Origin of the sequence: Paenibacillus etheri, assembly GCF_001012825.1 — a bacterium.
Lineage (GTDB): Bacteria > Bacillota > Bacilli > Paenibacillales > Paenibacillaceae > Paenibacillus_AQ > Paenibacillus_AQ etheri.
Map to the genome: position 1 here is coordinate 253,114 of NZ_LCZJ02000019.1, position 26,964 is coordinate 280,077.

At 40.5% G+C, this 26,964-nt stretch carries 28 protein-coding genes; 22 read left to right on the forward strand and 6 right to left on the reverse strand.

Features of this window, described 5'->3' with window-relative positions:
* Positions 1 to 68 precede the first annotated feature (68 nt).
* Both UQ64_RS10795 and UQ64_RS10800 read left to right on the forward strand, forming a co-directional pair.
* Positions 69 to 1,850 carry a cache domain-containing sensor histidine kinase gene (locus tag UQ64_RS10795; protein WP_060623475.1) on the forward strand — a complete coding sequence of 594 codons (1,782 nt, stop codon included), beginning with the start codon at positions 69 to 71 and terminating at the stop codon, positions 1,848 to 1,850.
* The gene (locus tag UQ64_RS10800; RefSeq protein WP_060623476.1) at positions 1,831 to 3,015 is read left to right on the forward strand and encodes a response regulator transcription factor; all 1,185 of its coding nucleotides are present in this window, start codon (positions 1,831 to 1,833) and stop codon (positions 3,013 to 3,015) included. Before UQ64_RS10795 ends, UQ64_RS10800 begins: the two co-directional genes overlap by 20 nt.
* A gap of 72 nt (positions 3,016 to 3,087) precedes the next feature.
* On the opposite strand, the gene UQ64_RS10805 is transcribed toward UQ64_RS10800, so the two are convergent.
* Together UQ64_RS10805 and UQ64_RS10810 are read right to left on the reverse strand one after the other, a co-directional pair.
* On the reverse strand, positions 3,088 to 3,402 hold the full coding sequence (locus tag UQ64_RS10805) for a DUF4190 domain-containing protein (protein ID WP_060623477.1): 315 nt from the start codon (positions 3,400 to 3,402) through the stop codon (positions 3,088 to 3,090).
* A gap of 24 nt (positions 3,403 to 3,426) precedes the next feature.
* On the reverse strand, positions 3,427 to 4,206 hold the full coding sequence (locus UQ64_RS10810) for a GNAT family N-acetyltransferase (RefSeq protein WP_060623478.1): 780 nt from the start codon (positions 4,204 to 4,206) through the stop codon (positions 3,427 to 3,429).
* A 174-nt stretch (positions 4,207 to 4,380) separates the two neighbouring features.
* Here UQ64_RS10810 and UQ64_RS10815 point away from each other — a divergent pair, with 174 nt between their 5' ends.
* Entirely contained in the window at positions 4,381 to 5,604 is a 1,224-nt protein-coding gene (locus tag UQ64_RS10815; protein WP_060623479.1) for an MFS transporter, read from the forward strand.
* Positions 5,601 to 6,125 carry a GrpB family protein gene (locus UQ64_RS10820; RefSeq protein WP_060623480.1) on the forward strand — a complete coding sequence of 175 codons (525 nt, stop codon included), beginning with the start codon at positions 5,601 to 5,603 and terminating at the stop codon, positions 6,123 to 6,125. The genes UQ64_RS10815 and UQ64_RS10820 overlap by 4 nt, the downstream gene beginning before the upstream one ends.
* Positions 6,126 to 6,136: 11 nt before the next feature.
* Here UQ64_RS10820 and UQ64_RS10825 read toward each other — a convergent pair whose 3' ends face one another.
* Entirely contained in the window at positions 6,137 to 7,000 is an 864-nt protein-coding gene (locus UQ64_RS10825; RefSeq protein ID WP_060623481.1) for an AraC family transcriptional regulator, read from the reverse strand.
* Positions 7,001 to 7,255: 255 nt separating this feature from the next.
* Here UQ64_RS10825 and melA point away from each other — a divergent pair, with 255 nt between their 5' ends.
* The 13 genes from melA (at position 7,256) to UQ64_RS10890 (ending at position 18,683) form a co-directional block, all read left to right on the forward strand.
* The gene (gene melA / locus UQ64_RS10830; protein ID WP_060623482.1) at positions 7,256 to 8,554 is read left to right on the forward strand and encodes an alpha-glucosidase/alpha-galactosidase; all 1,299 of its coding nucleotides are present in this window, start codon (positions 7,256 to 7,258) and stop codon (positions 8,552 to 8,554) included.
* Between the two features lie 130 nt (positions 8,555 to 8,684).
* Positions 8,685 to 9,362, forward strand: a complete 678-nt coding sequence (locus UQ64_RS10835) for a M14 family metallopeptidase (RefSeq protein ID WP_060623483.1) — start codon at positions 8,685 to 8,687, stop codon at positions 9,360 to 9,362.
* A gap of 158 nt (positions 9,363 to 9,520) precedes the next feature.
* Positions 9,521 to 9,901, forward strand: coding sequence for a GntR family transcriptional regulator (locus tag UQ64_RS10840; RefSeq protein WP_042188506.1), 381 nt, complete (start codon positions 9,521 to 9,523; stop codon positions 9,899 to 9,901).
* Positions 9,898 to 10,767, forward strand: coding sequence for an ABC transporter ATP-binding protein (locus UQ64_RS10845; protein WP_060623484.1), 870 nt, complete (start codon positions 9,898 to 9,900; stop codon positions 10,765 to 10,767). The genes UQ64_RS10840 and UQ64_RS10845 overlap by 4 nt, the downstream gene beginning before the upstream one ends.
* The gene (locus UQ64_RS32835) at positions 10,760 to 11,230 is read left to right on the forward strand and encodes an ABC-2 transporter permease (protein WP_060623485.1); all 471 of its coding nucleotides are present in this window, start codon (positions 10,760 to 10,762) and stop codon (positions 11,228 to 11,230) included. Before UQ64_RS10845 ends, UQ64_RS32835 begins: the two co-directional genes overlap by 8 nt.
* A gap of 17 nt (positions 11,231 to 11,247) precedes the next feature.
* Positions 11,248 to 11,886 (forward strand): ABC-2 transporter permease, encoded by a 639-nt coding sequence (locus tag UQ64_RS10855; RefSeq protein ID WP_060623486.1) that lies wholly within the window; start codon positions 11,248 to 11,250, stop codon positions 11,884 to 11,886.
* Positions 11,887 to 11,969: 83 nt separating this feature from the next.
* On the forward strand, positions 11,970 to 13,067 hold the full coding sequence (locus UQ64_RS10860) for a HAMP domain-containing sensor histidine kinase (protein WP_060623487.1): 1,098 nt from the start codon (positions 11,970 to 11,972) through the stop codon (positions 13,065 to 13,067).
* Positions 13,068 to 13,213: 146 nt separating this feature from the next.
* On the forward strand, positions 13,214 to 13,630 hold the full coding sequence (locus UQ64_RS10865) for a MarR family winged helix-turn-helix transcriptional regulator (protein ID WP_245237920.1): 417 nt from the start codon (positions 13,214 to 13,216) through the stop codon (positions 13,628 to 13,630).
* A gap of 62 nt (positions 13,631 to 13,692) precedes the next feature.
* Complete coding sequence (locus UQ64_RS10870) at positions 13,693 to 13,917, forward strand: DUF896 domain-containing protein (RefSeq protein ID WP_042188496.1); 225 nt, start codon at positions 13,693 to 13,695, stop codon at positions 13,915 to 13,917.
* A gap of 278 nt (positions 13,918 to 14,195) precedes the next feature.
* Entirely contained in the window at positions 14,196 to 15,134 is a 939-nt protein-coding gene (locus tag UQ64_RS10875; protein WP_060623797.1) for an alpha/beta fold hydrolase, read from the forward strand.
* A gap of 106 nt (positions 15,135 to 15,240) precedes the next feature.
* A complete protein-coding gene (locus tag UQ64_RS10880; RefSeq protein WP_060623488.1) occupies positions 15,241 to 16,419 on the forward strand; it encodes a hypothetical protein in 1,179 nt (392 codons plus the stop codon).
* Positions 16,420 to 16,571: 152 nt separating this feature from the next.
* A complete protein-coding gene (asnB, locus tag UQ64_RS10885) occupies positions 16,572 to 18,449 on the forward strand; it encodes an asparagine synthase (glutamine-hydrolyzing) (RefSeq protein ID WP_060623489.1) in 1,878 nt (625 codons plus the stop codon).
* A 15-nt stretch (positions 18,450 to 18,464) separates the two neighbouring features.
* Entirely contained in the window at positions 18,465 to 18,683 is a 219-nt protein-coding gene (locus UQ64_RS10890) for a hypothetical protein (protein WP_060623490.1), read from the forward strand.
* Between the two features lie 481 nt (positions 18,684 to 19,164).
* Here the strand turns inward: UQ64_RS10890 and tlp are convergent, their stop codons facing one another.
* A complete protein-coding gene (tlp, locus tag UQ64_RS10895; protein ID WP_060623491.1) occupies positions 19,165 to 19,389 on the reverse strand; it encodes a small acid-soluble spore protein Tlp in 225 nt (74 codons plus the stop codon).
* Between the two features lie 554 nt (positions 19,390 to 19,943).
* On the opposite strand from tlp, the gene UQ64_RS31605 reads away from it, so the two are divergent.
* From UQ64_RS31605 to UQ64_RS10910, 4 genes are all read left to right on the forward strand, one after another.
* Positions 19,944 to 20,216 carry a hypothetical protein gene (locus UQ64_RS31605; RefSeq protein ID WP_060623492.1) on the forward strand — a complete coding sequence of 91 codons (273 nt, stop codon included), beginning with the start codon at positions 19,944 to 19,946 and terminating at the stop codon, positions 20,214 to 20,216.
* 566 nt (positions 20,217 to 20,782) lie between these two features.
* A complete protein-coding gene (locus tag UQ64_RS31610; protein ID WP_156417510.1) occupies positions 20,783 to 20,956 on the forward strand; it encodes a hypothetical protein in 174 nt (57 codons plus the stop codon).
* A 19-nt stretch (positions 20,957 to 20,975) separates the two neighbouring features.
* Positions 20,976 to 22,304 carry an SMI1/KNR4 family protein gene (locus UQ64_RS10905; RefSeq protein WP_060623493.1) on the forward strand — a complete coding sequence of 443 codons (1,329 nt, stop codon included), beginning with the start codon at positions 20,976 to 20,978 and terminating at the stop codon, positions 22,302 to 22,304.
* Between the two features lie 767 nt (positions 22,305 to 23,071).
* Positions 23,072 to 23,395, forward strand: a complete 324-nt coding sequence (locus tag UQ64_RS10910) for a hypothetical protein (protein WP_060623494.1) — start codon at positions 23,072 to 23,074, stop codon at positions 23,393 to 23,395.
* Between the two features lie 1,086 nt (positions 23,396 to 24,481).
* On the opposite strand, the gene UQ64_RS10925 is transcribed toward UQ64_RS10910, so the two are convergent.
* Positions 24,482 to 25,312 (reverse strand): hypothetical protein, encoded by an 831-nt coding sequence (locus UQ64_RS10925; protein WP_060623497.1) that lies wholly within the window; start codon positions 25,310 to 25,312, stop codon positions 24,482 to 24,484.
* A gap of 1,112 nt (positions 25,313 to 26,424) precedes the next feature.
* On the opposite strand from UQ64_RS10925, the gene UQ64_RS32840 reads away from it, so the two are divergent.
* On the forward strand, positions 26,425 to 26,493 hold the full coding sequence (locus UQ64_RS32840) for a hypothetical protein (protein WP_167348477.1): 69 nt from the start codon (positions 26,425 to 26,427) through the stop codon (positions 26,491 to 26,493).
* Positions 26,494 to 26,620: 127 nt separating this feature from the next.
* On the opposite strand, the gene UQ64_RS10930 is transcribed toward UQ64_RS32840, so the two are convergent.
* Positions 26,621 to 26,938, reverse strand: a complete 318-nt coding sequence (locus tag UQ64_RS10930) for a WGxxGxxG family protein (protein WP_060623498.1) — start codon at positions 26,936 to 26,938, stop codon at positions 26,621 to 26,623.
* Positions 26,939 to 26,964: the final 26 nt, after the last annotated feature.

A 26,964-nucleotide genomic window follows, 5' to 3' on the forward strand; every position in this document is an offset into this window, starting at 1 on the left:
GCAAATTACAATAATGGAATTATAATGAAGAAGCAGCGGGACAGATGAGTTTGAGGAGGGAAGCCTTTTTGAGAAACAGCTTTCATTCCATCCACCATCGATTGTTTTTGCTGTTTCTTTTTTGTATGTCTAGCATTCTACTGATTGTGAGTCTGCTCTATTACAACCGGACAACCGTACAGTTTCATGAGAAAATTAGTGATTTGTCGCAGAAAAATGTCGCTCAAACGGCAGATCTATTCAGCTTGCTCTACAAGGGCTATGACAGTCTTTCTAAATCACTCAGCAATAACTTTGAATTGATTCGTTTGATTAATGAGATAAGCACTGAGCCCGCGATAGCCTACATCAATGAACAGACGATCACAAATATTCTTGGAGCTATATTTTATTCTCGGGATGATTTGGTAGGTATTCATGTCATTACAGATAAAGGTAAGATCTATAATTACGGAAACTATATGAACGTGGTTGATCCCGAATATATGAAGGAAGATTGGTACCATCAGCTGCAGGCTTCCTCTGGGAAGATGGTCTGGCTCGGCGTCTATGAACATTCTCTTATCGATCAAGTGGAGGATAGTCCTGTGTTTGCCTTCGGCCGTCAGATTTACGATCTCAATGAACACAAACCGATTGGCATTGTTCTGTATGAGACGAATCCGAAGCCTGTTCTGGATGCACTGGATAATGTGAAGCTGGGGGAGCATAGCCAGGTGTATTTAATGTCGCAGGATGGACGATTCGTATCCTCTGCCGAAGACCAGGAACCTGATTTAACTCAGCTTCCGTCGTTGCAGAACTCTCAGAATGTTGTGGTCGAACAGACAGCCAATCGTCTGCTTGTCGCTTCTAAACTGTCCTTCTCCGGTTGGTGGGTGCTTAGTATTACTCCTAATCGCGACCTAAATGTAGAATTGGTAGAGATGAAACGTTATTTGTTCATTGTTTTTTCGATTCTTGTTCTCGTCTCTACTTTGATAGCTTCTATTGTTTCACGAACGATTTCTTTGCCGCTTAAAAAGGTGATCCGAGAAATGAAGCAAGTGGAGATCGGTAATTTCCGGGGCATGGTGAATGTTTCTTCTTACCAAGAGATTAATATTCTTGTTGCTTCATTTAATCGTATGGTTCGTCGAATCGAAGAACTGATCGAGCGGGTAAAGCTTTCTTCTGTCAGTGAGAAGAATGCTGAGCTTCATGCCTTGCAATCTCAAGTGAACCCACATTTTCTATACAATACTCTGGATATGATCTATTGGATGCTGGACGAGGAAGGGAATGAACAACTGGGCGAGCTTGTTCTCTCGCTATCTTCGATGTTCCGGTACAGTAGTCATTGGGAAGCTGACGTAGAAGTCACGCTTCGAGAAGAACTGGAACAAATCGGACATTATCTAAATATTATTTCCATCCGACTGGAAGGTCGTCTACGGATTGAGATACATATAGATGAACGATGGCTTGAGGTTCGCCTTCCCAAGATGACTGTGCAACCGGTCATTGAAAATGCTGTAAAACATGGCTTGGAATCGCTCGACCGTCAAGGTATTCTGAAGGTGAGTATACTTGAAGAAGCTGGAGTACTGAACATCGTCGTTCAAGATAATGGCAAAGGTATGGATACAGAGACGCTGAATGCGCTGGTGGAATCCTTGGACCGGCCAACAACGAAAGAAAATGGAAAAATGGGGATAGGTCTTCAAAATCTGCATCGGCGGCTCCAGCATATGTTCGGAGAATCCTATGGTCTTGTGATTCGAAGTTCACCTGGCGAAGGAACCGAGGTTGCTATCATGCTACCGATTCCGCAGGAAGGAGAGCATAGTCGTGAACATTCTCATAGCTGATGATGAACGGGTGATCCGAGAAGGCATCAAGCGTACTATTAGAAGTATATATCCTGATTATTGCGTACAGGTTGCTGCGTCGACAGAAGAAGCTGTCAAGATTATGGAGGAACAGTCCATTCATATTGTCTTAACAGATATTCTTATGCCCGGTATGAATGGCTTGGAGTTCATGAGGATTTCTAAACGGAGGTATCCTTATGTCAAATGGGTCGTCATCTCAGCACACAGTGAGTTTGCCTACGCGCAGGAAGCAGTTCGTCTTGGAGCGAGAGATTATCTACTTAAACCGATTGGCAAAAGCAAGCTACTTGAGATTATCAGTAACTTAGTGCTAGAAATAGAGCAGGATCATAAACTTATTAAAGATGAAGACCGGCTAAAGTCAAGTCTGAAATACTTAAGAGAAGGTGTATTTCAGAGACTCGCATCTGGTTTTAATCTCGGTAATCTAGACATTAGTCAATTAATAGAAGATCATCAATGTTTCTATTTGATTTTGCTGCAAATGGATGCGGGTGATAAAAACGTTCGGATAGAACATTTTATTGTAGAGAATGTGTTAACTGAGCTGATAGAACGGGATGGGCGTGGGTTTGTGGTCAGCTATGACCGCCAGAGTCTGCTAGCCTTAATCACCTTAAGAGAAGAAGCACGATTAGAATCTTTTCTGGAAGATGGAAGAACATATTTGAAGCAATATTTAAAGACCTCCTTCCAAATGATACATTCTGGACTTAGCTACGATATAAATACTGTACCTCAGATCGTAACGAGCTTAAGAGAAGCAGTGAATTCGCAAGGATTGGATTTAACGCCAGCGAAAGGTAGTGGCGAAAAAGCCATCGACATCGCATTGCAGTATGTAAAGGAACACTATTACGAAGATCTCACTTTGGAAAAGATTGCTTCCGTTGTATTTTTGAATCCGGTCTATTTTAGTCAATTATTTAAACAGAAGACGGGTCAAGGCTATAAAGAATACGTGACATCCTTACGATTGGAGCAAGCGAAGCTGCTGCTAGTGAACTCGAAGCTTAAGGTGGCAGAAATCGCCGAACGTATTGGATATCAGGATATGCGACATTTTACACAGCTGTTCCGCAAGCGGTTCCTCTTAACTCCGACAGAGTATCGTCAGCAGCTTAACAATGGAGCTTTCTAAATGGTACATAGGATAAGCGAAAGGATCTCCGCAGCCATTAGGGCGGCTATAGAGATCCTTTTATTGTGTGTATCAGTATGGGTAACTAGAAGCTGCGTATATAAAAATAATGAAAAATAAAATTAATATGGCGTAAAGTAGCGTGCCGACAATCCCGCATACCAGACCCGCGATAGCTAAGCCTCTTCCTTGCTCATAGCGAATCCGTATTTCTTTAAGGGATAGGGCAGACAGAATAACCGCTACAATCCCTAACAAAAATCCGATATAAGGAACAATTATGGAAAGTACTCCTAAGACGAAACCAGCGATTGACTTGCCATTCATCGGTGTTGGTGGGGGCGGGGGAGGATAATAGTTTTGATTCTCGTTCGGCCCATAACTCATTCAAATCACCTCCTATTAAGCGTGTCATTGGCTGTAGTTAATCCAGTGTTCAAGCTGTACACAAGGAACGAGTCCAATAGATTCAGCTAGTCTGATGGAAGCCTGATTTGTTTCAAGCACATGATAGCGTGGAATAAACCCTCGTTCTAACGTTTCTTGTATGGCGGTTTGGACCACCTTTTTCGCATACCCGTTTCTTTGAGAGGATTCTAAAGTATGTACAGCGCCGATTTCCCAGATAGTTTCTTCATTACGGAACGCTAAGCAGGTACTGACTGGATTGTCGCCTAGGAAAATTGACACGGAAAAAGCACCACTTAGAAAATAGTCTTCTATTTCGTCTTTCGTGTAATGATTTGCGGCCCACAGCGGAATTAATCTGTCGTCAACCACATGACTGATAACAACATCTTCGTCCTTCGGAAAGATTTGTCCCTCAGCTGTACTGTATGAGTAGAAACCCCGGACTTTCTCCATTGAAAAATGTGATGATAATGCCTCTTTATAGTTCACGTCTTGCAGTTTAAAAACAATTTTTGCTTGCGGAGGCAGCAGTTGAAACAGAGCCGGAAATACATCTGGGCTGCTGTAATCCATAAATGCGATGTAATCCGCTTGAGGATATACTCTATGATCATATGCGTAGGCTGAGGCAGGAAGAAGCAATAAAACACCCCATTGATTTCCTTGCTCCACAAGATGAGACTCCATGACTTCGTGGAATGAGGTTAGCATTTTTAATAAACTGACATTCTTCAATGGTTCCTTGCGCAATCTGGTCATAATTCGGTCATTCTGGTGCATGTTATTTACTCCCCACTCCATATATTTCAATATAATTTGTACTTATGCAGAATCATTATATTTAGGATTATTATATCGCAGAAATACGTTAGCTTGACAGTGACTGCTATAATGTATTAGGAAAATAAAGCTTGCTGTTTGATGCAGCATACGTAATCGGAGGCACAGAATTTCATGACACAATCTATCACACCCGCTGCAGTTCGTGTGGGAGGAGGCTTAACTAAGCAATTCATACTTATATTAGCCATTGCATCAGGATTAAGCGTCGCTAATATGTATTATAATCAGCCCCTTTTGGCCGATATAGGACGAACATTCCATGCATCCTCTAACGCGGTAGGATATGTATCGATGCTTACTCAGATCGGTTATGCGCTTGGAATGTTACTCTTTGTTCCGTTAGGTGACATTCGTGAACGAAGAACGCTAATATCCGGACTTCTTATTGCTGTATCACTGTCACTCGTTGGTTTCGCTACAGCTCAGAACCTTATTTGGATGTATATCGCCAGTTTTGCTGTTGGCATAACTACGGTGGTGCCGCAGGTCATCATTCCTCTATCGGCGGAGCTCGCTTTGCCAGAGGAACGGGGTAAGGTTATTGGAACCGTAATGAGCGGGCTGTTTTTTGGTATTTTACTGGCAAGAACGATATCCGGAATTTTAGGAGATATGTTCGGCTGGAGAGCGATGTACTGGATTGCCGCAGTTATAATGCTATTGTTATCTTTTATCTTATACCAACTAATTCCAAAGACGAAACCAGAAAATAATTCATCCTACACGGATCTGCTGAAATCGATGGGGAACTTGATTCTTAAATATTCGACGCTTCGTGAAGCATCGCTGATTGGAGCTTGTATGTTTGGTGGCTTCAGCGTGTTCTGGACTTCACTGGCTTTCTTTCTGGAAGGTGAACCTTACCACTATAGTAGCTCTATCACAGGCTTGTTTGGACTAATCGGTGTAGCAGGTGCTGCGGGTGCTCCATTTATCGGGAGGTTAGCTGACAGGATCGCACCGAAAAAAATAGTAGGTATACTACTGTTGCTGACATTGATTGCTTATGGATTTTTTGGTTTAGCTGGATTTACTATCTGGAGTCTGATTGCCGGGGTTATTATTCTGGATCTTGGAGTACAAGGGTCACAGGTAAGTAACCAAACGCGGATCTATGCACTTGAGCCGGCGGCGCGCAGCCGAATAAATACTGTTTTTATGGTCAGCACTTTTACTGGTGGCGCTATTGGATCAACACTTGGAAGCTTTGCATGGCAGCATTGGGGCTGGAGTGGCGTTTGCTTGATGGGTGGAATGCTAATTGTGGCCGCTATATGCATATGGATAATATATAGAGTAATTGAGAAGAAGGCATTAAACGCAGGAGGTGCATGAGCATCGCTCAAAAGACGAAAGTCGTAGAAGTTGTCCCATATGATCCAGAGTGGAAGGTAGAATTCAATAGAATAAGAGAACAGTTGTTATCTTATGTTGGAGACCTCATTATTATGATAGAGCATGTGGGGAGTACTTCCATCGAAGGGCTCGCTGCTAAACCCATCATAGATCTTGATCTTGTAATGGATAGCTACGATGTACTCCCACAAATCATAGAACGGCTACAGCAGTATGGCTATGAACATCAAGGGAACATGGGAATCGAGGGCAGGGAAGCCTTCAAAAGACAGCAAGCGGACGGATTTATGAAATATCATCTGTATGTATGCCCTAAGGATGGAAAAGGGTATTTGGAGCATATCGCTTTTAGAGACTATCTCCGTTCAAATCCGGCAGCGAGTCAAGCATATGCAGAGGTCAAACAGCGTCTGGCGGATCAACACCGCTACGATATTGATGCTTACTGTGAAGGAAAGACAGCGTTTGTCACCTCGATTTTATCGAAAGCCATGAAATAACCCATAAGTAATCATGTGCCAGATCGAAGCTGGCTTCGATATTCACTGGGGGACATGCCGCTCCATTTACGGAACTGCTTGGAGAAATACAACGCGTCATTAAAACCGACCGAAGAGGATACCTGGTCGATGGTGAGCGTTCCTCCAAGCAGTTCCTTTGCTTTATCCATGCGAACCTTTAACAAATATTGCTTGGGTGACATTCCGATCTTTTGCTTAAAGGCCTTAGAGAGGTGCGCCCTATGATAACCAAGAGAGGATGCCATGTGGTCGATACTGATCTGTTGATGAAATTGGAGAGAGATCCAGCGGATCGCTTGATTGATCTGGCGGTCGATAACATCCGGGAATTGTGCGGATTTAGGGGTGAGCGAACTTATGTTCGCAATTCCGAATTTGTGCACCAGAAGGCGCAGCCACCCAGAAGCCTCCAAACTTTCCAACCTTGGATAAGCAGACTGCTGAAAAGAAAAACGAATCTGCTCATACAAGTTATGTATCTCTATAAGGTTATCTAAGTGTATTAACGGCTTGTCCGGTGTAATCCCCACTTCTTTAAATAACTGTTGAACGGCTTCCCCTTGCAAGGCCACCCATACATAAGTCCAAGGCTGTTCCATGTCTGCCTGATAGCTGAATAATGCCCCTGGGAAAATAACAAAGGTATCTCCCGTACCACATACCTGAGAGTTAATTCCACTGTGAAATACGCCTTTCCCATCCATTACGGTATGTATAAGGTAGTAATCGTGAACAGAAGGCCCCATCTTATGTCCCGGGACCGGTTTGCCTTCTCCGCTGAACAATACAGTCAGGTCGGGTTCATCTGGAGCAAGATTAAACCCTGCTGTGAAATGATAATGCTCTGAAGCCATTTTGCTTCTGACCTCCTATACATGATTTGAATTATAATTAGATTATAGGACGGACCACTTAAATGCAACAAACATCCATATATGAATTGTATTTCTCCATACTCATTGAGATCGCTCTCATTTATAGTGAATAGTGAAGAGAGAGACGGATACCCTCTGACATCCTAGTGTTTATAAGGGGAATCCTTCGAGGTTTTCGGAGCGGTTAGCGATGTCGAGACCGTAGAACTCACTACTTAAGGAGGAATATTTCACATGTCCAAAATTACATTTATCGGAGCGGGTAGTACTGTATTTGCAAAAAACGTTTTAGGAGATTGCATGAGAACTCCAGCTCTTCAAGGCTTTGAGCTTGCCCTATATGATATTGATCTTCAGCGCCTAAAAGATTCCGAGAATATGCTGAGTAATATAAAAGCAAGTAGTGGCAGTACTTGTATCGTGAAATCCTATACGGATCGCAAGGAAGCTTTGCGTGGAGCAAAATATGTGATTAATGCGATTCAGGTCGGCGGTTACGATCCTTGTACCATTACAGACTTTGAAATTCCGAAGAAATATGGCTTGCGTCAGACGATTGCGGACACGGTTGGTATCGGTGGCATTTTCCGCAACTTACGTACGATTCCTGTCATGCTTGATTTTGCTGCAGATGTGAGAGAGGTTTGTCCAGATGCACTCTTCATGAATTATACGAACCCTATGGCAGTACTGACGAATGTGATGAACACCTATGGTGGCGTGAAGACTGTTGGATTATGTCATAGCGTACAGCATTGTATTCCTGGCTTATTCAAGCATCTGGGAATGGATCAGACAGGTGTACAGGCTAAGATTGCCGGGATCAACCATATGGCTTGGCTACTCGAGGTTACGAAGGACGGAGAGGACTTATATCCGGAAATCAAACGCCGCGCTGCTGAGAAGCAGAAAGAGCATCACGGGGACATGGTTCGTTATGAAATGATGCTTAAATTTGGCTATTACATTACGGAGTCTTCAGAACATAACGCTGAGTATCATCCTTATTTTATCAAACGTAATTATCCTGAACTCATCGAAAGGTTTCAAATTCCACTCGACGAGTACCCACGCCGCTGTGTAGAGCAAATTGAACGCTGGCAGCAAATGCGTGAAGAATTAGTAAATAACAAAGAGCTTGTGCATGAACGCTCGCATGAATATGCGTCCTACATTATGGAAGCGATCGAAACGAATGTGCCTTTCAAAATAGGTGGTAATGTTATGAATACAGGTCTTATCACCAATCTTCCGAAAGAAGCATGTGTAGAAGTTCCGTGCCTTGTAGACAGCAGTGGCGTCACTCCAACCTTTGTGGGAGATCTGCCACCGCAATGCGCCGCACTGAATCGTACGAACATTAATACACAATTGTTAACGATCGAAGCAGCGATTACTCATAAAAGAGAGCATATTTATCACGCAGCCATGCTCGATCCGCACACAGCCGCCGAACTGTCGATGGATGGCATTACGAATATGTGTGATGAGTTGATTACAGCCCATGGAGACTGGTTACCAGCGTATAAATAAATTGCCTATATCTATAAAAGTAGTACTTAGAAAGCCTGAGAAATCAGGCTTTTTTTGCTTAACTGTCTAGGACAACTGGGGTACATCGGAATACACATATATGGACACCTAAATGCGGAGGTGAAGCGAAATGATCATTGAGAATTATACCTTAGCATCGTCCACATCCCATGCTACCCCTTATTATGTGATCAGAGGAATGCTCCCTGGTCCTGTGTTCATGGTGGTGTCCGGCATACACGGGAATGAAACGGCAAGCATTCGTGCCGCTCAAAACCTCGTGAATCGCTTGAGACAAGGAGAACTATATATTTACCGAGGCACTCTTATTATTGTCCCTCTCATGAATCAAAAAGCTTATCGCAAACGAATTCGAGGCGTGCCGGATTTGAACCGAACGTTTCCACGCACTCGGAATGCTTCTGCCAAACATCCTTTATCCGTAGCCTTGCTTTTATTAGTACGGAGTTATCGACCCACCTGGTACCTTGATCTCCATGAAGCTAATGGTTTGTCTCAAAGAAATCCTAAGCGACTCGGACAGACTATTATCATTAAGCCGGGGAGCCGAGGTACGGCTACAGCAAGACAGATCATAAGAGACATTAACCGTACGATTGCAAATCCATCCTATCATTTTAATATCCGGTTACGAGAGCGCCCCGGCTCGTCACGTGCAGCCGTCTCCCGTATTTTAGGAGCGAAGGCATTTACTGTGGAAACTTGCTGGAGTCTTGATCGTGATCTTCGCATTCGCTATCAGATAGACATTGTTAGCCGTTTTTTAAGAAGCGCTGGGTTGATGTGATGATGATTAGATACGCTGACTGCCAAGCAAGCTGACCCTGAGTTCATGGGAATCGGCTTGTTTTTGTGGACTTGAAAGTCATTGACAACAATGAGTATAGTGTATATATTACATATATACATTGAACACACATAAACTAGGAGTGAGGGCACGAGTTCATGAACATATTGATATCCAATACCTCCGGTGAGCCCATCTATGCACAGATTGTAAGTCAGATCCGCCAGATGATCCTACAAGGAGAGTTAGTCTCAGGTACGCCTTTACCTTCTATTCGGCTGTTAGCCAAAGAGCTGCAGATTAGTGTAATAACAACTAAACGAGCTTACGAAGAACTGGAGAGAGAAGGCCTTATCAATTCCATTGTGGGGAAAGGTTCCTTTGTTTCTGGTGCAGATCAGGAGTTTATTCGGGAACAGCGGCTGCGAATTATGGAGAACAAAATGAAGGAGATTATCGACGAGAGTAAAATGTTAGGGATTGATTTTGCAGAGTTCAGTGAGATGTTGAAATTGCTGTATGAGGAGGAAACAGAATGAACGATGTCATTCAATTGAATCAAATATCTAAAAAATATGGCCATTTTAGCCTATACGAACTTACGTTCGGTATCAAGGAAGGATATATAACGGGGCTAATTGGACCCAATGGGGCAGGGAAAACAACTTTAATTAAAATGATGATGGGTATGGTACAACCTGATCAAGGAAATATCGAGATTTTTGGCAAAGAAACGTCCATAAAGAATGCAGAGTACAAAGATCGAATTGGGTATGTTTCCGATGAGAACTACTTTTACGATCAATTAACCATCGATCAGATGAGTAAGATGATGGCCCCCTTTTATAGTCAGTGGGATAAAGAGACGTATAGGAAATACATAGAGATGTTCAAGCTTTCCCCGCGGAAAAAGATTAAGGAGCTCTCCAAAGGAATGAAAATGAAGTATTCGCTCGCCATTGCTCTATCACACGGTGCAGATCTGCTCATCATGGACGAACCTACTGCAGGTCTTGATCCCATATTCCGAAGAGAGCTGCTTGATCTGCTTAGTGAGCATATCCAGGATGAGAAGAAATCTATTCTTTTTTCCACACATAACACGACTGATTTGGACCGGATAGCGGATTATATTGTTTTTGTGAATGAGGGGCGGCTAGTTTTTAATGAGATGAAAGAATCTCTACCTAATAAATATATGCTGGTAAAAGGCAACAAGGAGTTGCTTGATCGAGATGTGAGGAAGTGTTTCATTGGGATTAGAGAGACGGCACTTGGTTTTGAGGGGCTTCTTAACAACAATTCTGAGGAGGCGCGCTATTTTAGAGATCAAACGATATGCGAAATACCTACCTTGGAAGAAATCATGTATTTTACGGTAAAAGGAAGCGCTTTGCATGTCTAATCTCTATTTGCTGATTCGAAAAGACATTATTCTATTGCGGAATTTTATGCCTTTATTTCTTTTGAGTTTCTTGTTCGTTGCATATGTGCAAATGGATAGCTTCAATATGTTTGCTGCATTTCAAGTTTTATTGCTGCTTGTTTATTCCTGTTCTATAGATATACAAAATCTTTACAGAAAATTTGTTATAGGACTGCCAGTAAGTCGGCAAGAGGTTGTCTTGGCTAAATACTTATCACTGATTCCTTATAGTTTCATCGGCTTGGGTTGCTCATTCGTGTTGTGTCTGATCTCCGGTCTATCTGGATCTTCACTCACTAATTCATCACTTTTCTTAACAATAACCCACACAAAGCTGATGGATCATCTGGTGCAGATAGGTTTGATAGGGATCGTTTATCTATTCATCTTGTACTTCTCATATAAGATTTCACTACGATTGTTTAGCAGGGAAGAGTTATAAGCTAAGGAGGACTTATAGTGTATCATTCATTTTATCTTATTCGAAAAGACTTCATTCTTCTGCGTAAATTTCTGATGCTCCTTATCCCTTTCTTTATTTTTATAGCGTACTCGAACTATCATAACTTCAGTTTATTTACGGTAATGCCACCCATGCTGTTGTTGATAAGCTCTTGTTCAATGGATACTCAGCAGATGACGCAACGGTTTCTCGTTAATCTCCCTGTACGAAGACAAGAGCTTGTCCGTGCCAAATACTTCGCAATCCTTCCGCATGCTCTTGTTGGGCTGGCAGCAACTTCTTTTACCTATCTCCTGATTATTATGACAGGTAAAGAGGTGACCCCTCATTTTTGGCAAGAGGTTGGTATTGCGATAGCTATTTTCCCACTCCTCGCCATGCTTTATTTACCGATTCATTACTGGCTAGGGGCTAAAGGAGCACAAGTAGTAAATCTCGTTTTTATGATGATTATAATGGTTGGTCCGAACGTGATCGGTAGTTTGCTTCAATGGTTTCCTGACCTAGAGTACTGGCAGAGTTTTAGCGTGAAGTCTAGTTTTATTCCTTATATCATACTAGGACTTGCTTACGTGTTCTTACTCAGCTGTTCTTATCTCATTTCATTGCGGATTTTTGAGAAGAAGGACCTGTGATTTTAATGATTTGAGATTTAGGCAGAATTCATATACCATTATCACTACAAAGATAAAAACAGTAGGGGAAAGGTATACAACCAATGCCTAAAATGATTTATAGTTTTCGTACAAAAATGATTATGCTGCTGATGGCCAGTATGCTAGTATCCGGTGGGATAACCTTTTTAATCTATAAGGCGCTCCAGAGATATTATCACTCTGAGGTGAAATTTGAGAACCCACTAACCAAAATTCGCTATGTAATAAGAGATATTGGAGATGTGAATACATTTTTAATTATCTTTATACCACTAGCCATTCTATTCTTCTTCTTATTCACTAAACCGTATGCAAAGTACTTCAGGGAAATTTCTAAGGGAATTCATCAGCTAGCGTCAGGTGATTTCACAGAACGAGTTGTTATACCCTCCAAAGATGAATTTGGAATGATTGGACGAGATCTCAATTTAGCCATTGGGAATTTGCAAGAAGCTATTGAGCGGGGAGACATTGCCGAGAGCAGTAAAGATCAGCTCGTGTTGAATCTGGCACATGATCTGCGGACACCCCTAACCTCGGTTATTGGCTATTTGGATCTTATTTTAAGGGACGATGAATTACCTCCTGAACAAAAGAAACATTACACGACGATTGCTTATACCAAATCTCAGCGTTTAGAAAAATTGATCGATGAGCTGTTTGAAATTACAAGAATGAACTATGGCAAGCTTAAGCTTGAGAAATCCTCGATTGATCTCAGTGAGCTTCTCTTACAATTAAATGAAGAATTATATCCAGTCTTTGAGAAAAACGGTCTAACCTCCAGATTGGATATGACACAATCTTTGAAGATATACGGCGACGGGGAATTGTTAGCACGTGTATTTGAGAACCTTCTTACGAATGCGTCCCGATACGGAAGTGATGGTCAATTTATTGATATTCATGGTTACTTGGACGCTAACGAGGTAGTCGTTGAAGTGATTAACTATGGTAATTGTATTGAGCCGGAAGAGCTGCCACGTATTTTTGATATGTTTTACACGGGTGACCGTGCACGATCACATCCAACAGGAAGCACGGGACTTGGTTTGTTTATTACTAAGAATATAGTAGAGCAGCATAATGGAACCGTATCTGCGCATAGCAGTGTGGTGCGGACAATCTTTGAAGTGAGACTCCCGCAAAATAGTAATTGAAGACCACTTCTATCCCATGAAGTACCATCCTAAAGAGGATTCGTTGGTGGGTGATATCTAAAAATCATCAACCTTTGAAATCCTCTTAAAAACATGATATAATTAGCATGCTAATAAATTTGTAAGGTCGTTCGGGGGAACAAGCTGTGATTGAAGATGAGATAAGAGAACTACTGGATAGAATTTCAGCGGAAATGCGTAGAGATTATGCAGCGCTGCTTAGAGAACTTAATCTTCATGTGGGCCAAGAACAGTTACTATGCCGGTTATGGAGATCAGATGGAATGACACAGATCCAGTTAAGCGAAAGTCTGAATTGTGAGCCTCCAACCATTACGAATATGGTGAAATCACTTGAAAATCATGGGTTTGTTGTTCGAAAAAGAGATCCTGAAGATGGCAGAGTAAGCCGGGTGTATCTAACTCCAGCCGGACGTAATCTCTGTGAACCTGTGGAACGTATATGGAATAAGCAACTGGATAAATTATTAACAGGAATTCTACCCGAAGAACGTTTATTATTAAGAAGGCTTATGAAACAGATGGCGGATAATTTATCTTGAATCTGGCATTACTCACCACATCCATTAGCAAGCTAATCAAAACATAGAAAAGAGGAACATAGATGATTACAAGTTTGACTCGTATTAATGAACTGGCTAGGAAAGAACGTGAAGAAGGTCTGACAAAAAGTGAATGGGTGGAGCAGATCGCTTTGCGTGAAGATTACCTGCGTGAAATTCGTGGACAAGTTCGTAACAGTCTATCAGGAGTGACGATTGTAGATCCTGAGGGAAATGATGTTACGCCTGAAAAAATTCGTTTATCGCGTAAAGAAACTTTGAACTAATATTTAAACAAATGAAATGAATGTACACCTTTAGAATATCGTTGAAATACCCTATGGGCTAATCAGCGAATATCTAAAGGTGTTTTTTTGGTATCCAATGGACGGCGGATGAATCCTATTTATAAAAAGTTATCTTAACGGAAGCTTAATTTGATTTTGTTAGCTGATCCTGAAAGTTAAGGTTCACTTAAGTTTGTGTTTCATAGGATCTAAGACTGGATTGTTAGAATGAAATGGACAGAAGAGAAGATATAAATATGTGGGGGAGCGGGAATTACATGATGAAAAAGACATTTTTCTTTTTACTTAAAGCAATAGGAGTTATAGTCATAGCCATTGCGCTTATTCTAGCCATTGTTTTTACTGTTAATGTGATCTGCAACAAAATTGAGAAAGGTAAAATTGAACCCTATGGTCAGCTTGTACCTGTAGATGGAAAAAACATGAACGTCACGATTCAAGGAAATGGTGAAGAGACGGTGGTATTACTACCAGGATACGGAACTGCAGCGCCGGGTATTGATTTTAAGCCGCTAGTGGACGAGTTATCTCCATTTTACAAAGTGGTTGTAGTTGAGCCATTTGGCTATGGATTAAGTGATGTCACCGAAAAAGAACGAAGTACTGAAAATATTGTGAGTGAATTACATGAAAGTTTACAACAATTAAATATAGACCGTTATATTCTGATGGGACATTCCATATCCGGAATTTATGCTCTAGACTATGTGAACAAATACAAAAATGAAGTTAGTGCCTTCGTAGGGATCGATAGCAGTGTTCCGGCACAAGGGGCCGGCGATGAACTTCCAACAGCAGCCTTGAAATCACTTAAACAATCAGGTTTTTACAGATTGCTGGTTAAACTCTCTCCTGATCAAATCATTGCACCCGATGTGGATGATGAAACGAAAGAGCAAAATAGAATGATTTCGCTTAAAAACATGATGAATCCTAACATCATCAACGAAGCAGATCATTTCTCAAGCAATTTCAAAGCCGCTGAAACATTAAATTTCCCTAAAGAACTTCCTGTGATATTCTTCTTAGTAGAAGATAATTCTGATGTTGAGGGCTGGAAAGCTTTACATGAAGAACAGATCAAAGATTCTCTACATGGGAAGATAATGATGTTTGAAGGCGAACATTATTTACACCATACTCGATCAAAAGAAATCGTGGAGAACTTCAGAAGCTTCATGAGTGAAATAAAATAAGTTTGAATGAGAAAACGTCGAACGATTCATATGGTGAATCATTTGACGTTTTTTTTAGCTTGAATCATACTACTCATATAACAAGAAATAAACAGCGAGGTAAACCATGAGCAAAAGGAATAGAAAAAGAAACATCCTGTTATCGATATTGGCAGGTATAGTTGGGATATGCTTGGTATCCATTTTATTAAATAAGACCTACAGAACTACGTTTGAATCCTTGCCTGAAACCGATCGGCTGATGCTGACGGAGTTATCCAAGTTGTATAACAATTTCGAGCAATCCAGTGATCAACTCTGGAATGAGGATTATCGATTTGACACCAAACCTTTGTTGCTGGTGCGAACGACTAAGGATAGCGGACTGATTCGTAGCGAAGGGTTTGCCGTGAATGTACCTATGCAGGAAGGGATTTTTGCCGAAGAAATCAAAATGCCCGAGTCGATGGGCTTACCGAAGGTATATCGGATCAGTCGTTTTTCACCGACAACCCTCTCTGCATGGTTTCCAGCTAATTTTGGGACGCTAAATCTGAAAGGTATAGAAACAATGTATTTTAAGTATTATCCCAAAATGTTCAGCGATCCCACGCTATATTTTAATTTTTCTACTTTTTTATTGCATGAAGGGTTTCATATCTTCAAACAAAAAGACTGGACGTATGATACCAATGGGGCTGAGCATATCGATAACTATCCTGTAAATGAGGAGAATTACGCTTTGATGGGCATCGAGTTTAAGCTGTTGGATCAAGCAATGGCTGAAAACAATCCTCAACGCATTCAACAGTATTTACGTGATTGGACAGTTGTACGAAATTACAGGTACTATAAATGGCCCCAATTAATTGGCGAGACGAAGGCAGAAGCCATTGAAGGTTCTGCAAGGTATTTGGAATATCGCTATAGTAAGTTAACTGGCGGTAATTTAATGGTGCTGGCCACCAAGCAGGAGCCTTACCATGTGACATTTATGCAGGCATATGATTTTATTGCTAACGGACAAGCGGAGTCACCTTCTTTTTTGGAAAGAAGTGTGCGTTATGAAACTGGGGCCGCTTTGGAGTTAACGATGGATAAGGCAAACTTACCATGGAAAGAAGCGATAGAAGATGTACCAGGGAAGAAACCAGGAATAACACCGTACGAGATTTTGAGTAACTATTTTAAAATGAATGATCTAACTACTATTGAAAGCCAGTTAGGTGAAATTAAAGAAGTGTACGATTATGATGCCTTACGCAAACAGGGGGCGAAGATAGTTAAGCAGGTTAATATCGAATAGTAACAGTCGAACGATTCATATTGTGAATCGTTCGACGTTTTTTTATGGATTAAAGTACGATTCAATACCGGGATTCTAAAAAATGATGATTGTTCATAGCAATTGTGGGCACTCTATAACCTAATCTTTATTATAGGAAGGACTACAATAGCATGTGCGGAATTGCAGTAATATTAAAGTTGAATGGGCACGCCCCGCAAGAAGAAACCTTAAAACAAATGACAGGGGCAATTCATCACCGAGGACCTAATCATGAGGGCGTATGGCTCGATTCTCGCATTGGACTCGGTTTTCGAAGATTGTCCATTATTGATTTACGTGATGGCAACCAACCGATGACGAATGAAGATCGTTCGCTTTGGATTGTTTTTAATGGTGAAATCTATAATTATAAAACACTACGAGATCAGCTTATGCTGAAGGGCCATCACTTTCAAACACAATCAGATACAGAAGTCATTGTGCATTTATATGAGGAATACGGTAAAGACTGTGTCCATCATTTACGTGGAATGTTTAGTTTTGCGATTTGGGACCTTAAGGAACAGACCCTTTTTGCTGCTAGGGATCATTTTGGTATCAAGCCTTTTTATTATTACAAAGATGAGAATAATCTTTTATTTGCTTCGGAAATTAAAAGCATACTTGCTGTTCAAGGAGTGCCTAGAAAGCTTCAGTATCAAAGTTTGTTCAGCTACTTAACTTTTCAGTATGTCCCGCAACCGGATACAATGTTTGAACATATTCATAAATTAGGACCTGCAGAGCGAGTAATTGTTAACGCTGAAGGCGAAATGAAGTTCGAGAAATATTGGGAGCCCCATTTTCATCCGGTAGAACGATCTTTAGCAGACTATGCCGAAGAAATTCAATGGAAATTGAAAGAGTCTGTAAGCCTTCATTTACAAAGTGATGTGAATAGAGGGTGTTTTTTGTCCAGTGGAATTGACTCTACAGCTATAGCTGCAATGATGAAAGCAGAAGAATCAACAAAGACATTTTCGATTGGATTTGAAGGGGTGAACAATGAGACAATCATTGCAAATCAAACGGCAGCCAAACTGGGTACGGATCATTATTTTCACGTCTTATCTGAAAAAGATTTCTTTGAAAGTATACCGAAAACGGTATGGCATCTAGATGAGCCTGTTGCGGATCCTTCCGCCATTGCACTCTATCATCTAAATCAGCTTGCTAAAGATCATGTTACGGTTGTCCTATCAGGGGAAGGCGCTGACGAATTATTCGGAGGATACAGAATCTATAGAGAGCCAGATGCATTAAGACCCATCACATGGATGCCCAACTTCATAAAGAATTCGTTACGAAAATCATTAACCATCTATCCATATCATTTTTATGGCAAAAATTATTTACTTCGGGGGCTGACACCTTTAGAGGAACGCTTTTTCGGTAATGCTAATATCTTTAACAAAAGTGGAAAGATGAATTTGCTCCATGAATCGGTACACGCTCAAAATAGCTTTTTGCATCCTACGGATATCGTTAAGCCTTTTTATGATAAGACAGTGCACCTAGATCCTACGACAAGAATGCAGTTTATTGATATGAATTTTTGGTTACCTGGCGATATTTTGTCAAAAGCAGATAAGTTGTCCATGGCACATTCATTGGAATTAAGAGTACCATTTTTAGATAAAGAGGTTTTTGAAACGGCTAGTAAAATTCCAGTCTCCAGTCGGATTGGCAAAAATACAACAAAACTAGCTTTGCGTAAAGCTATGGAAGGAATCGTTCCGGATGCTATTGTGAATCGCCCAAAACTAGGGTTTCCAGTACCGATTCGTGATTGGCTTAAGACCCCGATTTCAGATATAATGTTTGAGCAAATACGCTATAGCGGTATTGAAGAGATATTCAATATGAATATCATCGAAGAGATGTTTATCCAGCATCGGAGTAATAAAGGTGACTATTCACGTAGAATATGGTTAATTTACATTTTTTCGGTGTGGTACACACTTTTTATAAAAGAAGATCTGAAGCAATTAAACAGTGCCGTGTTGTAATGGGAGAGTGATCGTTTGGATATTGAGGAATTCGCATGGAATAAACATGAGCAGCAAAAAAAAGAAACTAACGAGTTCACTTACAGCAGTCCAAAGATAAAGATTGTAGATAATATTGAATTAAGAAATCAACTTGAAGAGACGCTTGAAAAATTACCGCAGAAGTTCCTGGCCAAATGGGCTTTGAACGTTGCTGTTACACCTGGATCATCTGGATCAACATCTTATAAATGACCCGCGAATTGTTTTAGGGATAGAAACGCTAGAAAAGCGTATAGCTGGTGATATCAGAGCCTTTGACTTAAGATATATCCAACGATTCCTCGTTGGTCGGGGCTGCCACTAAAGAACGGGAAAGGCAATTAAGGATAGCTGAAGATATGTTTTAATACACTTTAAAGTTTAATACTCGTTAGAGACAAATCAATTTCTAAAAAGAGATTCAATTGTTCATGAAGGTAAGCTATTATGAACAATTTTGAATATTGTATAGTCCCCATTTGTTCAGCTCTTCCATGAATGGATCCGGATCGAACTCTTCGATATTGAATACGCCTGGTTTATTCCATTTGCCAGTCATGACCATGACCGGACAAACCGCTTGCGTGCTCGTCAGTCAGCCATAAAACTCAACGTTTCATGGAATGGCCCTTATTAAGAAAACGGCGATTCAGCCCCACTCGAATTTTTGGGGTTGAATCGCCGTTTTTTTTTCTTACTCCTGAGAATGTTCTGCTTCGTCCTTAACTTCCTCTCGAAAACCTTTAATACTTTCTTTACGGCGTTCATTTTTTTCTTCGATTTGGTTACGTTCCTCGCTGCTAATTTCAGAGGAGAATTCGTTTAAATATCCTTCAGCTTCATTCAGGTTTTGCTGTGTATTCTGAATACTTTGCTGTAAATGCTCAACATTATCTGCCCGATTATCCGGTTTTGACATTAGTATATCGCCTCCTGGTAATTGAAGCGCTCACTGGAGCGCTAACAAGTAGCTTGTTCGCTAACGGACGATTTTATGCATAATCGTAATATTATTGTGTAGAGGCCGTATTAGCCCACCAAGCAGAGTCAGATAGAGCAAGAGGTCAAACACAACCGTCTTTCCTTCTTGAAAAGGAAAGATCGCCGTAATTGTTACTCATAGGATGGGGTTGGCGAAACTTGCTAGCCGAAATATGTTTTTGGACCGGGCAGAATAGTTGAAGAAGGTACACATGAAGTACTCATGCAGCAGCAAAACTTTACTTCAAACTAAACACAACCAGTGCCCTAAAAAATTCGCCGTTAGAGTGATACGCTGAACCGTATCATAAGTAACGGCAAGTTTTTGGCTCCTCTTGAACAGGTATTTTCAGAAGTGTCGTTACTGTCAAGATGCAACTGACGCTTTTTAAGCCTCAGATCATGAGGGTGAATCTGGAAGGGAACTTTTGCTTGAGAAAATGTTTCCTTTGGTTAGATAGCTAAAATGTCGATTAGAAAAGTTGGCTTTAAATGCTGTTGACGACTGAGGACCAATTAGTCAACGAAATCGCGGGTTGGCTGAAAAAGCATTTTTCGGCTGAGATGCTGTCTGCCGAGCGTGTAAGGCGTGGGCTAATGAACGAGAAGTGGATTGTCGAGACGAACAAGGGGTGGCTGTTCGTCAAAAGCTATCACCCCGGGCGGTTTAAGATGCATGATCTGGAGTTTCGCAGCAAGATTGAAAATGCGCTGCAGCTGCAACTTCTTTTTATCAGTCGGGAGGACCGTGTCCTGAGCCGCTGACGCTGGAAGGGCGCTGCATGCACATCCTGCCGTGGAAGGTACATGACCGTCATGACGTGCTGTCCGGGCGCTATGTTGCCTGCTGGCATGATCGGTGAGCATAGGATGCACTCACTCGGACGAGCTGCCGCGGAACGGCTCAATGATTCAATAAAAGCATATTTTTGAAATACAAATCATCAAATGATAACAACCACTCTTCTCTTGGCATCGCTGTTCACCACCGGAGCTGCCTTTCATTATACAAACGGAACTTACCCGTAGATCATTATCAGTCTGTTTAATAGTAACTCTGTTTAATATAGATATTAAATCCAGGAATGAGAGGGATATAGTTGATTACATCGATATTACAATTCCTTGAGGGAAAGCTCATAATAGCCTGTAGCTAGCAATCAGTCCGATTGGCATATCAATGAAAAATTGGCCCGTAAGCCCCATCTCGGCTACTCTGGATTGCTCATGAATAAGTATTGATAGAACCTCATGGTTGAGATATTTTCTGTGCTGCGCCTGCCGGCAGAAAAAATACTAAGTGATATAATGGCTATAATCTATAACTTAAAATGAGCATAAAGGAAGGAATCGCTATCAATGATCATCGCTGTCGCTTTGTATATAAAATCTATCGGATGGAGGTAGCAGTCGCTGCCGAGCACATACAAAGTATGCATGGTGAATACCGATTTCCGCATCTGCTGAAATTGTTGGATAAGCAAACGAAGGAAGCCCGGCTATAATCAACAGGGGGGATTCAATATGTTGTTTTGGAAGAAAGAAACGCAACTTGATCGAATAAAAAACAAACTCGAAAAGGCCATGCGCAAAGATACGACTTTTTTGGTGTTTGGAGCATCCTCACACAAATACAGGGTTGATGAAAAGCTTACAGCAAAAGAGCTTGCGGACTGGCAAGCAAAGAATCAGGTCACACTCCCGGAGCCTTATACGCAGTTTTTAACGAAAGTCGGAAATGGAGGTGCCGGGCCGTATTACGGGATTTATTCGATTGAAAAGGCAACTTCCTATACCGATAGAAATGCACTCACTACAAAATGCGTTCTGCACCCCAGAATGACAAAAGAGGAATGGAACCATCTGACCGAGCCCCTGATCAATGATGAGGACATCTCCGACCTGGAATACGACGCCGCACGTGATAGGGTGATGGGCGGCATGTTGTGCATTGGCACACAAGGCTGCGAATACGATATGTATCTCGTACTTGAAGGGCAACACAGTGGGAAAATCGTTTACACTTCAGATTTTTATCCTGATCATCCCTTTTTCTTTATCTATGAAGACAACTTTCTGGACTGGTATGAGCGCTGGCTGGACGAAATTATTCTGGATTATGATATCGCGTGGTTTGGCAGCAGAATGCCGGGCGATGAAAATGTGTTGATACAGGTTTATCAAAACGCCCCAAACGAAGAAATCAAGTTAAAAGCGCTTAATGGAATGTTCAAGTTTAAGAAAATCTTGCAGCCAACCATTGATTTTTTAAAAAGCGTTGCTGAGCAAAGGCAAAATGATCGCACCACAGCCATTCAGCTAATCTGCAAAACCTCTGTTGACGCGGGAAGAGACTTTCTTCTCGAGCTGTTGCATTCTGAAAGAAATGAGGATTTTCTACAAGCTTTAAACATTCTGAACTGGTACGGTAAATCATTTGATTTAGCGGAATTTATAAAAGTGATATTGCAAAGTCTTGACAGGGTTCAGGACCCGGAAACGTTACGTCATGTGGGGTATGTTTTGGAATCCTCCGGCGCGATTACACTACAAAACTTTGCGCCCTTTTTGTGCCACACCGACTCGAATATACAAACTACCGCAATCTATGCCACACGCAATTGCAATGACAAATCGGAAAGTTGGGAAACCATTGAACAGATGTTAATGGGTGGCGACAAGGAGGTTGTGAAAAACACTATTTTATTTTGGGGCATTATCCCTCATAAGAAGTTATTGCCTTATTATAAGGCTGCATGGCCGGAATATAAAAGCAAAAATAATTTCAGGGGAAAATTTATAGGTTGTTTGAAAGAATTAAATTTGCCAGATGATTATTTTGACAAAGAATAATTTGAGTAGAGGTGGATACGATCTATCCCTTTTCAGTTTTGGGTGGTTTGATCTACAAATGGGAGGATAGGTCCGTTACATTTAATCATACTGAGACTGTTTCAACTGAAAGTATCACGGTATATGTTGATTTGGATAAAAAAACAAATGTTGGACAAAGGTTCAGTGATTAAAATTACGAAGACTGCCAATTTTTCAATTCAAAATACCTCCTCGGATGAAGCTGTCGCCGCGAAGTGTCACCACACTCATAACCTTATATTTAACTAATGACACAAATCTCCCCTCGTTACAATAAAGATAAGAGCGACCAGAAGCAAATGAGGGGAGATTTGTGTCACTAATGAGGGGGGGATTGTGTCATTAGACAGCATTAGTGTACAGTGACACAAACATTACCTGTTTTAAAACCTTATTAAATAAGGTTTTTTTTATTTTCAAGGGAAACTTAGTGTCATAAAATTGCGACACAAAGATTAACCCTTTAAGGGAGAATGACACCAAACTTACCCCTTTTAAGGAATTTGTAACATATGAAGGAGAGTCAATCTAACTTGACTAGAAATTTTTACAACAATAAGTTTACATTCGACAAAAATAGACCATTATCGATAAAGGATTTTGCGATAGCTGAAGAAACATGATGTAAATATTTATTAAAAAAGGAGAAATATGCATAATCCAATTATTCGTTACCGAAATATGATGGTATTAAAGCACGCTTTGCAGCGTTCGCGCTATTTACAAGTACCGGTGAAAAGTACATTTTGTCAGCAGAAAATCTGATCACAGCAAAAGGCATACTTATGGCATTTGAAGGTGAATGGGATAGTGATGTAGCAATTAAAGCTTCGTACCCATCTATTACTGCATGCTTCCCTGGCTTATCTCAAAGTACTTATCGCGGTTTATTAGTTGAGCTACTTGCAATCATGCATAGAGTCCTCACTATATTTGACTCCCAGGATACCGATGATAACTCTGCAGCTGGAATTAACGGTCGTATGACTGTAGATTGTTATGAAGTTCTTACAGATGTAGAGTGGATCGAGGATATGATGCATGAATATGATAGAGAATCGATCGCTTAAAACGAATGGATACTCTCCTAACCGTAACATTAATATGTATGAAAAAGAATACTCGAGTCAATAAATAGCACTTAAGCCGCTTAAAAATAATTTATTATAATACCTTGCACAACATGTCTGAATGGTTATTTAAGGCATTCGACGATTAACTCAAACAACAAGCAACAATAGATATCGGAGCGGCTTAGGATCAATCCAGATTCGTTATCTACGGCATTAGCATGGTTCTGCCGCTTCATGCTCATATAGCCAGAATGAAAAGTAGTTAAATATTTCAAAACGTTGATAAACAAACGTATGTCCGTGTATAGTAGAAACAAACGTTCCCATTCGGAGGCTCTCTTTATGAAAATACAGATTGGCCAGAGAATTGAAATCGTGTATAAGGATAGAAGCGGGAAGATTACGCAACGAATAATAGATGTGAACGGTATTCGTAACGGCCGAATTAGTTTATATACTACTTACTCACAAAACCCGTATTTTGTACATATGTCTATGGGTTGGGAAAAGCCCTGTTTGGTTCTTATTTTGTCAAGGTGTTGTCGGTGGACAAAAACATAGTCCCTTGTAGGACAAGAACTTAGTCCCTTTGCCGACAAAGCCCCTATTCTGGCCATAAAAAAACAACTCAACTGGAGCAGTTTTCAATAATCATGCTTCTTTATATAAGAACTTACGTAATTAATCAGTTCATAATTTTTTGGATAATCAATGGATATCCGTGCTGGTACATAGGATTTCATTTTTGAAATAGCTTTCTTTTTTCTTAAGCTATGATTGGGGCATTGATATTCAGTGATTCTTGTGTTGATTGTATTCTCATAATACATCTTAAAGTTTATACTTTCAGCGCTCTTACCTTTAACCTCTTGGTATTTAAAAGCCATTTTGAAGTTAGCTTTTGTGCTGATGTGAGAATTTATAAGAACTTTATCTTTAAGACATAATCTACATTCTTGAAGCATTCGTGCCCCAGCTCCCTGCCGGCATGCCTTAATGGTCTATATATTTGGCACAGGCCCCTCAAAAAAATAACAGAACCCTTAACTTAAAGCACTTTAAGGGTTCTGTTTATTATTTTATTTATTTGACATATTTAATTGCATACTTGTCAAGAAGCATTTCAGATTTGTTCAATTGCTTAATTCCTTCTGCCACCTTCTTTTCACCTGCATTGAATTTGGACCAATTTATTTTGGTCGTCTTCAAGCTGTCCCGCATTATAGTGAACCCTTCCAACTGGAGTTTTGCTCCTGCCAGATAGTAGGTATGTATTTCTTTCAACTCTACATTATTAGCTTTGAGGTTTTTCAACCCGGATACAAATTTAGTATAATTGGGCAATACAGTATTGTTTAAAGTAAGAAAGACTGTTTTTCTTGTTGAATCGTTCAGGAATCTATTTTGATTTAACGTAGTTATGGCTTTCTTTTCATAGCTTCCTAATGGCTGCAACTGCTCAATGTAATCTTCAAGATCCTGTAACATAATTTCTTCGTGTGTAGGTTCCTTTATAACTACCGGCTTAGTTGGTTCAGGAATGACTGTATAATCATCCACCACTTGAACATTGAATACATAAGGTTCAAACTTTTCTCCAATATTGACAGTTAAGGTAGCATTCCCTTTATTTATTGCATGAAGTTCAGAAACCCATTGCGTTTTTCGTACGACCTTGACAACATTCTCATCTGAAGAGATTGGAGTGAAGTCATGTTCCGTAACGTCTGCATCGGTCCAGTCAGTGATGGCTATTTCGTATGATTTCCACTCCCCAACTTTTATCTCAGCAGGTTTGGTCACTTTGACAATGTCGGTGATGTTCTGTGCAGCCGCATAAATACTGCCAACCCCGAATACAACCGATACTATAATTGCTAGCATTAGCGAATAAATCCAACTCTTTCGTTTCATATAGCCTTCTCCCCGCTTAATTATTAATAGTAAAGCATCTACCAATTTTGCTAAGACATTTCATGAATAGGTCGCAGGTAGCAAAAGCAGCATATTACTTTCCTCTTATATTATATAACTTAGCAGGAATAATTGTCCTATGTTTTTTGGGTTTGCTTCCCGTTTCGGGGCACCACCTTTACAAAGGAATGGTTTTACGTCCGGGTCTATTCTGATCACTCACACAAATGCCGTCCGCCAGCAGATTCCAAACGCTTCCTTGTTTCCGAACGCGAGTATAGGCGAGCATTCGACACCTGTGGCCTGCGTCAAGTCGGTGTAAGACATACATTAGATAATCAAATCGGCAATAGTAACATGTTCTTGTCCATTTTCGGCAATGGGACCAAGTTCTTGTCCTGAGTAAAGGACAAGAACTTGGTCCCATAAATCAGAAAACCAGCGCTGGGCGCGGGCTCTTATGGGACTATGTTCTTGTCTTCTGACCGAGGACAAGAACTTGGTCCCATTTTTAGTTCATAATTTTTGATAATCAATGGATATTCGTGCCGGTACGTAAGATATCATCTTTGAAATAGCACTCTTTTTTCTTAAGCTATGATTTGGGCATTGATGTTTAGTGATTTTTGTGTTGATTGTATTCTCATAATTCATCTTGAAGTTTATATTTTCAGCGCTCTTAACTTTAACCTCTTGATATTTAAAAGCAATTTTGAAGTTAGCTTTTGTGCTCATGAGTATCTTATCACAGTTAATAATTTTCTTACCAAGAACTAATATTTCATCTGCATATTTTAGACACTCGTAAAAACATATTCTTCCAATAATAATTTGATGTCATCAGTTATTGCATTAGTAAGCAGCTCATATCCAAATCGTCCTCCACTTCGGGCTACATCATTGCTTCGAATATCGAAACGATAAAAACATTCAGTCTTTAAAAGTGTTTTACGCCTTTTAAATAAGCATAAGCGTATGGACAAATATCAGGAAAGTCTTCCCCATCATTTTTTAGTAACTGCCAAAATTGTTTTATGCAATTAGAATGATTCCATAATACTTACTTCTTATATGTCGATCAACAGTCTGGATGGTATTGATATTAACATAGTATAGGCAAATTTCTTTATGAGAAAACAAAACGGCGTCCAATGATTCTTCCGATTATTATTGAAGTCTAAAGTTTACGTTTCCACATATGATATCCTCAAGCTACGCTCAACCTGAGTTCCATTGCAAAACCCCATCAAGCATAAACTTGATGGGGTTTTAGTTGTGAGAAGTTATTCCCTTCTAGTTCTAAAAAGCTTAACTTCTTTCGTGGCTTCTTTCAGGACTTCTTTTTCGTAAACCTGTAAGTCCAAGCAAACCTAAAAGACCCAACCAGCTCCAATTAGTTCCCCGATTCTCATTCGCGACTGCTTGGGCTCTGTAATTTCCATTCTGATTAGCTGTTGAATTCTGATTCACCGTTGTATTATCATTCTTTACATTCAAGTTGTTCGTTTGATTGACCGAGTACTGTGTTTGTATACCTAGGTTTGCTTCATCTTGGTTCGCAAATGCAGGAATACTTAAAAGTAAACTAAGGCATGCAACTGATGCAAAAGTAGCAACCTTTTTCATTTTGTTCCCTCCAAATATTATTGGGC

Excerpts from the sequence above, each read along its gene's own strand:
- UQ64_RS10805 (WP_060623477.1), bottom strand. The coding sequence starts at position 3,402 with ATGAGTTATGGGCCGAACGAGAATCAAAACTATTATCCTCCCCCGCCC.
- UQ64_RS10810 (WP_060623478.1), bottom strand. The coding sequence starts at position 4,206 with ATGCACCAGAATGACCGAATTATGACCAGATTGCGCAAGGAACCATTG.
- UQ64_RS10815 (WP_060623479.1), top strand. The coding sequence starts at position 4,381 with ATGACACAATCTATCACACCCGCTGCAGTTCGTGTGGGAGGAGGCTTA.
- UQ64_RS10820 (WP_060623480.1), top strand. The coding sequence starts at position 5,601 with ATGAGCATCGCTCAAAAGACGAAAGTCGTAGAAGTTGTCCCATATGAT.
- UQ64_RS10825 (WP_060623481.1), bottom strand. The coding sequence starts at position 7,000 with ATGGCTTCAGAGCATTATCATTTCACAGCAGGGTTTAATCTTGCTCCA.
- melA (WP_060623482.1), top strand. The coding sequence starts at position 7,256 with ATGTCCAAAATTACATTTATCGGAGCGGGTAGTACTGTATTTGCAAAA.
- UQ64_RS10835 (WP_060623483.1), top strand. The coding sequence starts at position 8,685 with ATGATCATTGAGAATTATACCTTAGCATCGTCCACATCCCATGCTACC.
- UQ64_RS10840 (WP_042188506.1), top strand. The coding sequence starts at position 9,521 with ATGAACATATTGATATCCAATACCTCCGGTGAGCCCATCTATGCACAG.
- UQ64_RS10845 (WP_060623484.1), top strand. The coding sequence starts at position 9,898 with ATGAACGATGTCATTCAATTGAATCAAATATCTAAAAAATATGGCCAT.
- UQ64_RS32835 (WP_060623485.1), top strand. The coding sequence starts at position 10,760 with ATGTCTAATCTCTATTTGCTGATTCGAAAAGACATTATTCTATTGCGG.
- UQ64_RS10860 (WP_060623487.1), top strand. The coding sequence starts at position 11,970 with ATGCCTAAAATGATTTATAGTTTTCGTACAAAAATGATTATGCTGCTG.
- UQ64_RS10870 (WP_042188496.1), top strand. The coding sequence starts at position 13,693 with ATGATTACAAGTTTGACTCGTATTAATGAACTGGCTAGGAAAGAACGT.
- UQ64_RS10875 (WP_060623797.1), top strand. The coding sequence starts at position 14,196 with ATGATGAAAAAGACATTTTTCTTTTTACTTAAAGCAATAGGAGTTATA.
- UQ64_RS10880 (WP_060623488.1), top strand. The coding sequence starts at position 15,241 with ATGAGCAAAAGGAATAGAAAAAGAAACATCCTGTTATCGATATTGGCA.
- asnB (WP_060623489.1), top strand. The coding sequence starts at position 16,572 with ATGTGCGGAATTGCAGTAATATTAAAGTTGAATGGGCACGCCCCGCAA.
- tlp (WP_060623491.1), bottom strand. The coding sequence starts at position 19,389 with ATGTCAAAACCGGATAATCGGGCAGATAATGTTGAGCATTTACAGCAA.
- UQ64_RS31605 (WP_060623492.1), top strand. The coding sequence starts at position 19,944 with ATGCTGTTGACGACTGAGGACCAATTAGTCAACGAAATCGCGGGTTGG.
- UQ64_RS31610 (WP_156417510.1), top strand. The coding sequence starts at position 20,783 with ATGAGCATAAAGGAAGGAATCGCTATCAATGATCATCGCTGTCGCTTT.
- UQ64_RS10905 (WP_060623493.1), top strand. The coding sequence starts at position 20,976 with ATGTTGTTTTGGAAGAAAGAAACGCAACTTGATCGAATAAAAAACAAA.
- UQ64_RS10925 (WP_060623497.1), bottom strand. The coding sequence starts at position 25,312 with ATGAAACGAAAGAGTTGGATTTATTCGCTAATGCTAGCAATTATAGTA.
- UQ64_RS10930 (WP_060623498.1), bottom strand. The coding sequence starts at position 26,938 with ATGAAAAAGGTTGCTACTTTTGCATCAGTTGCATGCCTTAGTTTACTT.